The organism is Segatella copri, from assembly GCF_019249795.2.
GTDB classification, from domain to species: domain Bacteria; phylum Bacteroidota; class Bacteroidia; order Bacteroidales; family Bacteroidaceae; genus Prevotella; species Prevotella copri_B.
Window position 1 is genome coordinate 2795532 of the sequence record NZ_CP156891.1, and the last position, 12238, is coordinate 2807769.

Annotated in this window: 11 protein-coding genes and 1 pseudogene; 7 read left to right on the top strand and 5 right to left on the bottom strand. The window is 47.4% G+C overall.

Going from position 1 to position 12238, the window contains the following annotated elements; translation table 11 throughout:
- Positions 1–17: 17 nt before the first annotated feature.
- From mreC to rodA, 4 genes are all read left to right on the top strand, one after another.
- Positions 18–890 carry a rod shape-determining protein MreC gene (gene mreC, locus KUA48_RS11545; protein WP_153072389.1) on the top strand — a complete coding sequence of 291 codons (873 nt, stop codon included), beginning with the start codon at positions 18–20 and terminating at the stop codon, positions 888–890.
- Positions 891–919: 29 nt separating this feature from the next.
- Positions 920–1417, top strand: coding sequence for a rod shape-determining protein MreD (gene mreD, locus KUA48_RS11550; RefSeq protein WP_022120425.1), 498 nt, complete (start codon positions 920–922; stop codon positions 1415–1417).
- 63 nt (positions 1418–1480) lie between these two features.
- Positions 1481–3331 (top strand): penicillin-binding protein 2, encoded by a 1851-nt coding sequence (mrdA, locus tag KUA48_RS11555; RefSeq protein WP_153072388.1) that lies wholly within the window; start codon positions 1481–1483, stop codon positions 3329–3331.
- 24 nt (positions 3332–3355) lie between these two features.
- The gene (gene rodA / locus KUA48_RS11560; RefSeq protein WP_117587738.1) at positions 3356–4819 is read left to right on the top strand and encodes a rod shape-determining protein RodA; all 1464 of its coding nucleotides are present in this window, start codon (positions 3356–3358) and stop codon (positions 4817–4819) included.
- A 44-nt stretch (positions 4820–4863) separates the two neighbouring features.
- Here the strand turns inward: rodA and KUA48_RS11565 are convergent, their stop codons facing one another.
- The 4 genes from KUA48_RS11565 to KUA48_RS11580 all read right to left on the bottom strand — a co-directional run bounded on the left by KUA48_RS11565 (position 4864) and on the right by KUA48_RS11580 (position 8910).
- Positions 4864–5346, bottom strand: coding sequence for a gliding motility lipoprotein GldH (locus KUA48_RS11565; RefSeq protein ID WP_022120428.1), 483 nt, complete (start codon positions 5344–5346; stop codon positions 4864–4866).
- A gap of 20 nt (positions 5347–5366) precedes the next feature.
- Positions 5367–6752 carry a regulatory iron-sulfur-containing complex subunit RicT gene (gene ricT / locus KUA48_RS11570; protein WP_118255629.1) on the bottom strand — a complete coding sequence of 462 codons (1386 nt, stop codon included), beginning with the start codon at positions 6750–6752 and terminating at the stop codon, positions 5367–5369.
- 88 nt (positions 6753–6840) lie between these two features.
- The gene (locus KUA48_RS11575; RefSeq protein ID WP_117694004.1) at positions 6841–7953 is read right to left on the bottom strand and encodes a DNA polymerase III subunit delta; all 1113 of its coding nucleotides are present in this window, start codon (positions 7951–7953) and stop codon (positions 6841–6843) included.
- Positions 7954–8910 (bottom strand): methylenetetrahydrofolate reductase, encoded by a 957-nt coding sequence (locus KUA48_RS11580; protein ID WP_117587740.1) that lies wholly within the window; start codon positions 8908–8910, stop codon positions 7954–7956.
- A 206-nt stretch (positions 8911–9116) separates the two neighbouring features.
- Here KUA48_RS11580 and xylE point away from each other — a divergent pair, with 206 nt between their 5' ends.
- Complete coding sequence (gene xylE / locus KUA48_RS11585; RefSeq protein ID WP_117693998.1) at positions 9117–10568, top strand: D-xylose transporter XylE; 1452 nt, start codon at positions 9117–9119, stop codon at positions 10566–10568.
- Between the two features lie 87 nt (positions 10569–10655).
- Here the strand turns inward: xylE and KUA48_RS11590 are convergent.
- Positions 10656–10760 (bottom strand): annotated as a pseudogene (locus KUA48_RS11590) (DUF4248 domain-containing protein); the annotation flags it as partial.
- A gap of 758 nt (positions 10761–11518) precedes the next feature.
- On the opposite strand from KUA48_RS11590, the gene KUA48_RS11595 reads away from it, so the two are divergent.
- Positions 11519–12103, top strand: coding sequence for an HU family DNA-binding protein (locus KUA48_RS11595; RefSeq protein WP_256624451.1), 585 nt, complete (start codon positions 11519–11521; stop codon positions 12101–12103).
- Between the two features lie 25 nt (positions 12104–12128).
- The gene (locus KUA48_RS11600) at positions 12129–12233 is read left to right on the top strand and encodes a smalltalk protein (protein WP_022120813.1); all 105 of its coding nucleotides are present in this window, start codon (positions 12129–12131) and stop codon (positions 12231–12233) included.
- Positions 12234–12238: the final 5 nt, after the last annotated feature.

A 12238-nucleotide genomic window follows, 5' to 3' on the forward strand; every position in this document is an offset into this window, starting at 1 on the left:
AATAGTAAGAATAAAGTATGCGCAACCTTTTAGAGTTTTTAGCGAAATACAACCATTGGTTTGTCTTCCTGATTCTTGAGGTGGTGAGTATGGTGCTGTTGTTTCAGTATAACAGCTATCAGGGCAGTGCCTGGTTCTCCTCGGCTAATGCCGTAACGGGTAAGTTGTATGAATGGGATGCGAATGTGGAAACATTCTTCTCACTTACCAAGGTGAATCAGGAACTGACACAGCGCAATGCGTATCTCGAACAGGAGGTGCAGAAACTTTCTGACAGTCTCGTGAGCGTGACCAAGGATAGCAGCATCTACCATCGTGACCAGTTTGCATTGCTGAGAAACTATCGTCTGATTCCGGCTAAGGTAGTGGCGAATAGTGTCGATAAACCCGGCAACCTGATGACAATTGACAAGGGTAGCGCGGATGGCATCCACAAGGATATGGGTGTAATCAGCGGTACGGGTGTTGTGGGTATCGTGTATCTGGTGGCAGAACATTACGCTATCGTGATTCCGGTATTGAACACGAAGTCGAACATCAGTTGTATGATTCAGAATAGAGGCTATTTTGGCTATCTGCGCTGGAAGGGTGGTGTGTCTGACCTTGCCTATCTGGAAGAGGTGCCACGTCATGCTCACTTTAAATTGGGTGACTATGTGGTAACGAGTGGCTATTCTGCTGTATTTCCTCCTGGAGTGAGAGTAGGTAGGATATTGCACGTGTTCAACTCCGCCGATGGCCTGTCGTATCGCGTACAACTTCGCCTCTCTACCGATTTTGCCCGTCTGCGTGATGTATGTGTAATTGAAGATGCCGCCATGAAAGAGCGATTGGAGATTATGCGTGCAGCACAGGATAGCATCGAAACAAATGGAGACAATAATCAATAATGACGTATAGTAAGAGGATATAAAAAGCAATGAGTATAGATTTAGTGAAAAGACTAGCTACCTTTGTGGTGCTCGTGCTGGTACAGGGATTGGTGTTTAATCATATTCATCTATTCAATTGTGCCACCCCCTTGCTGTATATCATTATGGTACTGCATTTCCGCCGCAACCATCCTAAATGGGCGGTGTTATTGTGGTGCTTTATGATGGGGCTTTGTGTGGACGTATTTGCCAATACGCCAGGTGTTGCAGCAGCTTCGATGACTGCCGTAGGACTGCTACAACCTTATTTGTTTGAACTTTTCGTACCGCGTGACAGCGCCGACGATCTGGAACCGTCCATGCGTTCTATCGGCGTAGGTGCATATTGCTGGTACGTATTCTTCATCATTCTCGTTTATAATCTATTGTTCTTTACACTTGAAACATTCAATTTCTTTAATTGGGTTCACTGGTTGGAATGTATAGGCGGAAGTACGGTTATCACTTATATATTGGTGATGGCGACAGAAAGTTTCAGAAAGTAAGATTCCGGATAAGTGATGAGAGAGAAAAGAACACGATTTTTAGTTTGCTATATATAATAAGGTATGTTGGATTACAATCTTGAAAAACGTAGATTCGTTATCGGTGGAGTGGCCACAGCTATTGTGGTCATTTACATGATTCGTCTGTTTACGCTTCAGATTATGAGTGACGACTACAAGAAGAATGCCGACAGTAATGCCTTCTTGAAGCATATTGAGTTTCCCGCCCGTGGTGCCATTTACGACCGTAATGGTAAGCTGCTGGTATATAATCAGCCGTCTTACGACCTGATGGTGGTCATGAACGAGGAGAGCGGCAGGCTTGATACGATGGATTTCTGTAATTCGCTGGGTATCACGAAAGAGTTTTTTATCAAGCGAATGAACGATATCAAGGACCGCTCTAAAAATCCGGGCTATTCGCGCTATACCCAGCAGCTTTTTATGGGACAGTTGAGCGACCGGGATTTCAGTGTGTTCCAGGAGAAGATGTTCCGATTCCCCGGTTTCTATGTCCAGAAACGTACCGTCAGAGAATATACCTATCCTTATGCTGCCCATGTGCTGGGTGATGTGGGTGAGGTTTCGCAAAGCGATATTGAAGATGATGACTACTATCAGGCTGGTGACTATATCGGAAAACTGGGTATCGAGAAGTTTTATGAGAAGCAGCTGCGTGGTGAGAAGGGTGTGAAGATCATGCTGAGAGATGCCCACGGAAGAATACAGGGTAGCTATCAGAATGGTAAACTCGACCGGAAGCCTGTGGCAGGAAAGGACTTGACGCTGGGATTGGATGTCAAGTTGCAAGCCTTGGGCGAACGTCTGCTCCAGGGTAAAATCGGCAGTATCGTTGCCATCGATCCTAGAACGGGCGATGTGCTGGCTATGGTTTCTTCTCCTTCTTACGATCCAAGACGTCTGGTGGGTAGAAACCGCGGTAAGATGCACAAGTGGCTCTCGCATAATCCTTGGAAACCGCTCCTGAACCGTAGTATTCAGGGTCAGTATCCTCCGGGTTCTACCTTTAAGACCAGCCAGGCGCTGACCTATCTTACTGAAGGTATCATCACACCGGGAACAGCATTCCCATGTAATCATGGTTTCTCTTATAAGGGTCTGCATGTGGGCTGTCATGGTCACCCGTCGCCTATTGCACTGGTTGATGCCATCAGTACCTCTTGTAACGGTTACTTCTGTTGGGGTCTTTACTATATGATAGGTAACCGCAAGAAGTATGGCAGCGTACAGAATGCGATGACCGTATGGAAAGATTATATGGTGAGCATGGGATTCGGATATAAGTTGGGCATCGACTTGCCTGGCGAGAAACGCGGTCTGATTCCGAATGCACAGTTCTATGATAAGGCTTATAATGGTTCATGGAACGGACTGACGGTAATCAGTATTTCTATCGGTCAGGGTGAGGTTAACCTCACGCCGTTGCAGATAGCTAACCTGGGTGCTACCATTGCCAACAGGGGATACTATTATGTGCCTCATGTAGTGAGAAAGGTAAAGGGCGAACCGCTTGATACGCTCTATACCCGACGCCATTATACCAAGGCTTCCCGCCGGGCTTACGACTATGTGGTAGCCGGTATGAGAAGTTCGGCGCTGAAGGGAACCTGTAAGATGCTCGGCCGCTACGATTTCGAACCTTGCGGCAAGACGGGTACGGCACAGAACCGTGGCCATGACCACTCTGTATTCATGGGCTTTGCTCCGATGAACAACCCGAAGATTGCCATTGCCGTGTATGTAGAGAATGGTGGTTGGGGTGCTGACTATGGTGTGCCTATCGGTGGTCTGATGATGGAACAGTATCTCAAGGGTAAGTTATCTCCTGATTCTGAGCATAGGGCTGCAGAGATGCAGGCCCGTAGAATCGCCTACGGATTAAGCAGTAGATAGTTTTCAGTTAATAGTTTATAGATTATGATCGATAATAAACAACCTAGTGTGCTTGCTTCACTTGACTGGTGGACGATAGGTATTTATCTGGTACTCCTCATCTTCGGATGGGTGAGCGTCTGTGGAGCCAGCTATAACTATGGTGACAACGAGATATTCAGTCTGGGTGCCCGCTCGGGTATGCAGATTATATGGATTGGCACATCCATAGCACTGGGATTGGTAATCCTGCTGCTTGATGACCGGTTTTACGATACCTTCTCGTATGTCATCTATGGCGTCCTGATACTCTTGCTCTTTGCTACGATATTCAATCCGCATAGCATCAAGGGTTCCCACTCCTGGCTGGTGTTGGGACCGCTCCGACTGCAACCGGCTGAGTTTGGTAAGTTTGCTACGGCTCTGGCGGTAGCCAAGTTTATGTCAAGCTATGGTTTCAGTATGCAGAACCTGAAGCATTTCATGGCAGCCGTAGGCATTATCGTTCTGCCGATGCTCTGTATTGTAGGTCAGCGCGAAACGGGTTCTGCCCTGGTTTATCTTTCATTCTTCCTCATGCTTTACCGCGAAGGAATGCCGGGTGCCATTCTCTTTACCGGCGTGTCGATGGTGGCTTACTTCGTAGTGGGTGTGAAGTATGAGAACGTGATGATGTGGGATACCTATACTTCTGTGGGTAAGTTTGTAGTGCTTCTGCTGGTGCAGATTTTTACGGCTGGCATGGTGAACTCCTATACGGGCGATAGGAAACAGGCACTGATGATCCTTGCCTATTCGGTAGGCATTACGCTGCTCTTCGTGCTCTTTTCTACCTATGTCATTCCGTTCGACATTGTGTGGATCCAACTCTTCCTGTGTGCTATGCTCATCGGATTCCTGGTTTATCAGGGACTGAGAACCCGGTTCCGGAATTACTTCCTCATCTCAATCTTTTCGTTGGGAAGTATCGCTTTCTTCTATTCTGCCGATTATGTGTTGAATCATGTGATGGAACCTCATCAGAGAGTGCGTATCAACGTACTGCTGGGACTGGATGAAGATTTGGCAGGTGCGGGATATAACGTGCATCAGAGTGAGATTGCCATTGGTTCCGGCGGACTTCAGGGCAAAGGTTTCCTCAATGGAACGCAGACCAAACTGAAGTTCGTGCCTGAGCAGGATACAGACTTTATCTTCTGTACGGTAGGCGAGGAGGAAGGTTTCCTCGGTTCGGCAGGCGTGCTGCTGCTTTTCCTGGCTTTGATATTGCGGTTGATGCATCTGGCTGAGCGGCAACCTTATAAATTCGGGCGTATCTACGGCTATTGTGTCCTGTCGGTATTCCTCTTCCATCTGTTTATTAATGTGGGAATGGTGTTGGGTTTAACACCGGTTATCGGTATTCCGCTGCCGTTCTTCAGTTATGGTGGCAGTTCGTTATGGGGATTCACCATCCTTCTTTTCATCTTCTTAAGAATTGATGCGGGAAGGAACTTAGTGAGAAGTTAAAAAAAAGAGTGAACAGATTGTTGATGAATCTGTTCACTCTTTTTTTATTGTATCTTTGAAATCTTGATGCCGATGTCACTCACACCGGGCAGGATTTCTCTTTTCATATCATGTCTGATGGCTACGTGTATGGAATCGCCCTGATGCATCTGATAGATGTTGATAGGGAAGTTATACTGATAGTAGCTGATACCCTGTCCTTTGCTCACGCCGTTGTTGTCAATCAGCTGGCAGTTGACCGTATCTATCTTGCATTCGCCAGGTATCTTTCTGTTTCGGTGATAAACCGTCTGTTCTACGATGAGCGTAAGTCCCATGAACGGGTAGGCACCTGTAATGCGAAGTCCTAGGCTTTGTTTGTAATGCCCGGGCTCGAGTAGAGGTGATACTTCGAATGATAGGGTGTCGTTCTTCTCCCATCCTGCAATCGGTGTATGGGCATACTCATCGTATACGGTCGAACCGCTGCAGGCAGAGAGAATGTGAACAATCGCTGTCAAAACGATGAAATAAACAGTCTTTTTCATCTTTTTCTAGCTCCTATTCTTTATTCTTGTGGGGCGTTATTGCCTTGTGGGGCGTTGCCATTCTGAGGGGTGTTGTTACCTTGCGGCTTGTTTCCACCCTGTGGTTTGTTTCCCTTGTTAGGTCGTCTGTCGTTTCTTGGCTGGCGGTTGTCACCCTTAGGATGATTGCCCTGATTACGGTTGTCGCGGCGCTGGTTGTTTGACTTGCCTTCATTCTTCTGAGGTTTGTTGTCGCCATTCTGCGCGCGGTTCTCGTTCTTCTGCGACTTGTTGTCTCCCTCCTGCTGGCGAGGTCCCTTGTTCTTATTGTTCTTCTTCTTCTTCTTTTTCTTAGCCTTGTCAAAGCGGCTCAAATCAGCTTCGGCAAGCAGGTCGGTTGGCTTGGCTACAGGTTTTGCCTTACCGTCTTCCAGCAGACTCAATGGCTTCTCGCCCTGACGGTTCATTTCGATGATAGCCTTGGCACGCTCGATGCTGATGGTTTCGAGGTTGGAAGCAAGGTTCTTGTCAGAAGAGTAGGTGATAAGACCTGCCAGGATATCCACCTTGAACTGATGGAAATCACCGTCGGCAGTCTGCAGTACGGCATCCTTAGGAGGCAACTTTCTGCTAGCCTCTACATAGCTGTCTACCTCGTAGTTGAGACAGCACTTCAGTTTGGCGCACATACCGGCAAGTTTCTGAGGATTCAGAGAGATGTCCTGGTAGCGTGCTGCATTGGTGCTAACGCTGATGAAGTTCTTCATCCAGGTAGCGCAGCAGAGTTCTCTGCCGCAAGGACCCGTTCCACCGATGCGGCCTGCTTCCTGTCTCGCACCGATCTGTTTCATCTCAATGCGCACATGGAAGGTATCGGCAAGAACCTTGATGAGCTGGCGGAAGTCCACACGTTCGTCAGCGATGTAATAGAAGATAGCCTTGTTGCCGTCTCCCTGATATTCTACATCACCTATTTTCATCTTCAGTCCGAGATCTTTGGCTATCTGGCGGCTCTGGATCATGGTGCCGTGTTCACGGCTCTTAGCCTCCTTGCATTTGTCAAGATCCACCTGTTTGGCGATACGGTAGATACGCTTGATATCATCCTGCGACTTGAGGTTTGCCTTCTTAATCTGAAGTTTTACCAGTCTTCCGGTCAGCGTAACCACACCGATGTCGTGACCCGGGTTAGCCTCTACCGCCACTATATCGCCCTTCTTCAGGTCGAGGTTATTCACATTGTGGTAATATCCCTTACGGGTATTCTTGAACTGTACCTCCACGAGGTCAGTACTTTCTGCATTGCCGGGTACATCGGCAAGCCAGTCGTATGTGTTGAGCTGTCTGTTCTGTCTTCCTACGCCCTTAGCGCACAGACCACGGTCGCAGCCGTTACACATCCTGAATTTCATATTTTTGTAATCCACGATCGTCTAATTTATAATGTCTAATTTATAATGTACAATGAATAATGACCAGGCATCTGCCCCGTTATTCATTTGAATTCTTCACTCTTCACTTCCTTAGCAGGAGTACGATGATTTTGAGCGCCATATCGAAGAAAACGATTTTGGCATTGGCATTTTGCGAAATCATGCGCTTGCTGTCTTCGAAGAGGTTGGAGATGTCAATGATGTTTGCCTCGTTGATGAAGCGGGCAAAGTTCTTGGCAAAGTTCTCCTCATCCTGCGTCATGTAGCTCAGTTCTGGATTCCGGAAGTTGTACATGAAACTTTCTCTGAGCATGTGCATGAAGTAGTCGAGCATGCGTTTCTGCTTTTCTCTTCCGAAGGTGGCAATCACATCGGTCCACTTCTTGAGGTCACCTATCTTGCGCATGTAAGCCAGTCGCATCAGCATGATGAACATGTCGAGATGCTGCCGGTTTTCATTTCCTGCATCCAGTTCTTCGAGTGCGAGGTTCCAGTTGCCGTTGGCGATACGGGCTATGCGGTGTGCCATGTCTGGCTCCAGCGCTCTCCGTTCCGTCAGCGCTTTTTCCATCTCAGCGGTTTCTATCTTCTTGAAGTCGATACGCTGTGTACGACTTCTGATGGTTTCGAGCAGCAGTTCCGGATTCTCGCTTACCAGCAGGAACACCGTCTGGCGTGGCGGCTCCTCCAGCAGTTTCAGTATCTTGTTGGCACTCTGTATGTTCATACGTTCCGGGAGCCATATCAGACTTATCTTATATCCGCCCTGACTCGACATCATCATCAGCTCGTGAGAGATGGCATCGGTTTCTTCGGCAGTGATGATAGCCTGTTTGTTATAGTCGGCATCCGTCTTGCCCATCTTCAGCATCCAGTCGCTAATCTGGATGTAGGGACCTTTAGAAAGCAGCAGCTCTCTCCATTCCTTGATGAAGTCGAGGCTCACCGGTTTGTGTTCGCTGCCCATATTGGCGGTCTTGATGGTAGGAAAGGTGAAGTGGAGATCCGGATGTTCCCATTTCCTGAGCATCGGTGAATCGCCCAGAAGATAGCTGGCAAAAGCCAGTGCCATCGCCAGTTTGCCGCAACCCTGCGGGCCGCAGAACATCAGCGCATGGGGCAAACGGTTCTCCTGAACCATCTCCATGAGCCGGTTCCATACTTCTTGCTGACCTATAACTTCATTTCTTTGCATTTAAAACAGTATTTTTGCTATTTGCTTGACGCTGTCTACAGCCGATACGGTGAAGAAGTGAACATTTTTGTAACCATGTTCGAAGAGATCTTGCACCTGAGCGGTAGTCCACTCGATACCGAGCTGCTTGGCATCTTCGTCAGTTTTACATTTCAATACCTCCTGTGCGAGTTCTTCAGGAATATCGCAGTGGAAGGTTTTCGGCACTACTGTGAGCTGGCTCAACTTGGCGAAAGGCTTGATGGCAGGAATGATAGGAATGGTTACGCCTATCTGCCGAGCCTTTTCAACGAAAGCATAGAACTTCTCGTTGTCGTAGAAGAGCTGGGTAACGGCATACGCTGCGCCCAACTGTTGTTTCTCCAGCAGATGCTGCATATCCATTTCGAGGTTTGGCGCCTCTTCATGTTTCTCCGGATAGCAGGCTACACCGCAGCAGAACTTGTCGCCCGGGTGCTTGATGGGTGTGCCGTCAAAGAAGAAACCATCGTTAAACTGATTCACCTGCTTCAGGAGGTCGGTGGCATGGGTATGACCGTTCTCGGTTGGTGTAAACTGCCGGTCTTCTTTCGCCTTGTCTCCTCGCAGAACGAGAATGTTGCTGATGCCCAGAAACTGGAGGTCGAGCAGTTCGTACTCGATGTCTTCCTTCGTAGCACCGCTGCAGATAATATGAGGGATGACAGGTATGTCGTACTTATTCTGTATAGCGCCTGCGATGGCCACGGTGCCCGGGCGGCGGCGCACACGCTGGCGAGTGAGGAGACCGTTTTCCAGTTCCTTGTATACATACTCGCTATGGTGCGTAGTGATGTTGATAAAGCGAGGACCAAACTCGCTCAGCGCATCGATGGTACGGAAGAGTGCTGCTGTTCCGTTACCTTTCAGCGGAGGTAAAACCTCGAACGAAAAGCCTCGCTTATCGCCCTGCTGATGTAGAAAATCTGCTATGTTCATATTACCTAAATTCTATGTTTCTTCTTATTTTGGTGCAAATTTACAAAAAAAATAGGGGAAAACCGCATGTTGAACGTAATATTTATAAAGAAAAAACGTATATTATTAGGTGGAGATTGATTTTTGGCATGAAAAAGAAGATTTCCTGCCGGTAAATGCTACGCTATTCTACAGAAAAGTGATTAAAATTTAAACCTAAAAAAATAATGGAACAAAAACAAACAGGCTCTAGAGCCTATCTTATTTCAATTGTGATGGTAGCCGTTTTGGGCGGCTTGCTTTTCGGTTATGATACCGCGGTAATCTCGGGAGCCGAGAAGGGTTTGCAGGCATTCTTCATGGGTGCTGAGGATTTCACTTATACCGATTTCTGGCATGGATTCACTTCTTCCAGTGCTCTGATTGGTTGTATCATCGGTTCGGCGCTTTCGGGTGTGCTGGCTTCTAACTGGGGCCGTAAGCGTTCGCTGATCTTTGCGGGTGTGATGTTCTTCATCTCTGCATGGGGATCTATGTGTCCTGAGTCTTTGGTGTTGCCAAAGGGCGAACCTAATCTTACGCTTCTCATCGTGTTCAACCTCTATCGTGTGATTGGCGGTATCGGTGTGGGTCTGGCATCTGCTGTATGTCCGATGTATATCGGTGAGATTGCGCCTAGTAACATCCGTGGTATGTTGGTCAGCTGGAACCAGTTTGCCATCATCTTCGGTCAGCTGGTGGTTTATTTCGTCAACTTCTTCATTCTTGGCGATCATATTGCTCCTGCTATCCAGAGTGTGGGCAATGGTATGAACCAGATTCTGAATGGTGGCGAGGCTGCCTGGGCTATTGAAACCGGATGGCGCTATATGTTTGGTTCTGAGATGGTTCCTGCGGGTTTGTTTGCTCTGCTTATCTGCTTTGTTCCTGAGACTCCCCGTTATCTTGCCATGGTTGGTCAGGATGCGAAGGCTGAGCGTATCCTGGCTCGCATCAATGGTGCTGAGGAGGCTAAGAAGATTTTGGATGACATCAAGAATACGGTTACAGAGAAGAAGGAGAAACTGCTTACTTACGGTGTGCTCTGTATCTTCGTAGGTGTGATGCTTTCTGTATTCCAGCAGGCTGTAGGTATCAATGCCGTGCTCTATTATGCTCCTCGTATCTATGAGGCTATGGGCTTTGACAATCCGATGGTATTGACCGTATTCAATGGTATCGTGAACCTCGGTTTCACCTGTGTAGCCATCTTTACGGTAGAGAAGTTGGGACGTAAGCCTTTGCTCATTACCGGTTCTCTGGGCATGGCATTGGGTGCCATCGGTGTAGCCATCACCTTCGGTAATCCTAATCTGCAGTTGTTGTGCATGGTATCCATCATGGTTTATTCAGCATCATTCATGTTCTCTTGGGGACCAATCTGCTGGGTACTTATTGCCGAGGTATTCCCTAATACCATTCGTGGTGCTGCCGTAGCGATTGCCGTAGCCTTCCAGTGGATTTTCAACTGGATTGTTTCTACCTCTTTCGTTCCGATGGCTAACAGCCTGGGCTATTGGTTCACCTATGGCCTGTATGGTGTTATCTGTATCCTCGCTGCCATCTTTGTATGGAAGCTCGTTCCTGAGACCAAGGGTAAGACACTGGAGGATATGACCAAGCTTTGGAAGAAAAACTAAGTTCTTATTCTGTGAAATATCAAGACCGCCAGGTGTAGAAAGAAACGCCTGGCGGTCTTTCTTTATGCCCCCGGCTTCGCAACGCTTAATCCATACCATGATATGACGGCGCGCTGTCGCCCCGTCGGTTGTGTCGGGAAAGTAGGGCAGACCCAGCTCGGTCTTGCTGTACATACGTTGGGAATAATTCATAAGCTTTATATTTTTTATGATGCAAAAGTAATATTAATTTCAGACTTATGCAATTTTTTGAAGAGAAAAAATGCATTTTAATAGCTGATTTGTTGAAAAAAAAATCTTTTTCCTCCCGTATTACGTATAGTGTAATTGATGTAAATGTATATATATAATATACTTGGTATAGTATAGGAAAGAAAAATCTGCACATAACTGTCTGATATTCAGTGTATTGTATTCTTAAGATTCTCCCTGGTAGTCATTTGGGCATATCAGAAAACACATAATTGGCCCTGATGGTACCTATTATTGGCCCTCATGGTACCCTCCGAAAGGCTAATTCTCCCTGGTAGTCATTGAACACTCAAATGAGGTAAACAAACGATGTGTTTCCGTTTACCAACTGATGTGGGTGAACTGGGTTAAGGATATGGCTGCACTGGGTTACGCAGACGGCTGGACAAGGTTAAGGATTCGACTGCGTCGGGTTAAGGATTCGACAACGTAGGCTAACGGAGTCGTATCCGTCGATTTATCGAGACGTCTTGACTCGCTGACAGAACCATCTGGGGTAGCTGACTGAACCATATCAGTATTCTGCTGCATACGCTTGCATGCAAAAGTATACGTAATTGAGCCAAATAGTGCACAACAGGTACTTATCGTACCAAAGTGGACAAGTGGGGCTCCGCCGATGTTGTATCTTTGTATCAGCATTCGGGAAGAGACCGGTGCACAACATGATTATTCACAATTTTAAAATTTTATGTATTATGGCAATTAATTACAGTTTAGTAAAGCTTGCGTCAAAATTTGGCGACAAAGCAGGAGTTCCTAAGTTCTACGCACGTGCTCAGATGAACGAGTCTATTTCGCTCAAGAAGTTTGCGAAGTTGATCGCTATGCAGACCACTGTATCCTATGCGGATGTAACAGCCGTTCTGGTCAGTATGCAGGAGAACATGATCATCGAGTTGCAGCGAGGCAACCAGATTGATTTCGGCGAGTTGGGCAAGTTCCGCCTCCAGCTTACCAGTGAGGGTGCTGCAACTGCAGCCGAATTTAAGAGCGACATCAACATCAAGGGTGTGAACATCCAGTTTATCCCGGGCAGCGATCTTGCCAACATCTTCGTAGGTATGGAGTTTGAGCAGGTTGCATCACGTGCCGTACAGAAGGCTGCCCTCAAGGCTGAGAAGGAGGGTGCCAAGACCCTCGACATCGAGGAGGCTAAGAAAAAGCCTGCCAAGGACAATGCTTCTTCAGGCGGCGATACCACGGGTGGCAACACCTCAGGCGAGCAGACCGGCGGCACGGGTAGCGCTGGCAACGGTGACACAGGAGACGGATTAGAATAATTAACCTTTTAAAACAGAATAGATTATGACAGAAAAGAACAAGCAGAAATGGAATGAGATTCTCAAGTTTGCAGTAACCGTACTGACAGCTCTCCTCGGGGCGTTGGGCGTTTCGGCAGGTGGACTTTAGAGTGA

What these genes read in the sequence shown, in the direction of transcription:
- KUA48_RS11575 (WP_117694004.1), bottom strand. Translation starts at nt 7,953, where the DNA reads ATGCAAAGAAATGAAGTTATAGGTCAGCAAGAAGTATGGAACCGGCTC.
- mreD (WP_022120425.1), top strand. Translation starts at nt 920, where the DNA reads ATGAGTATAGATTTAGTGAAAAGACTAGCTACCTTTGTGGTGCTCGTG.
- KUA48_RS11595 (WP_256624451.1), top strand. Translation starts at nt 11,519, where the DNA reads ATGGCAATTAATTACAGTTTAGTAAAGCTTGCGTCAAAATTTGGCGAC.
- KUA48_RS11600 (WP_022120813.1), top strand. Translation starts at nt 12,129, where the DNA reads ATGACAGAAAAGAACAAGCAGAAATGGAATGAGATTCTCAAGTTTGCA.
- xylE (WP_117693998.1), top strand. Translation starts at nt 9,117, where the DNA reads ATGGAACAAAAACAAACAGGCTCTAGAGCCTATCTTATTTCAATTGTG.
- rodA (WP_117587738.1), top strand. Translation starts at nt 3,356, where the DNA reads ATGATCGATAATAAACAACCTAGTGTGCTTGCTTCACTTGACTGGTGG.
- mrdA (WP_153072388.1), top strand. Translation starts at nt 1,481, where the DNA reads ATGTTGGATTACAATCTTGAAAAACGTAGATTCGTTATCGGTGGAGTG.
- KUA48_RS11580 (WP_117587740.1), bottom strand. Translation starts at nt 8,910, where the DNA reads ATGAACATAGCAGATTTTCTACATCAGCAGGGCGATAAGCGAGGCTTT.
- KUA48_RS11565 (WP_022120428.1), bottom strand. Translation starts at nt 5,346, where the DNA reads ATGAAAAAGACTGTTTATTTCATCGTTTTGACAGCGATTGTTCACATT.
- mreC (WP_153072389.1), top strand. Translation starts at nt 18, where the DNA reads ATGCGCAACCTTTTAGAGTTTTTAGCGAAATACAACCATTGGTTTGTC.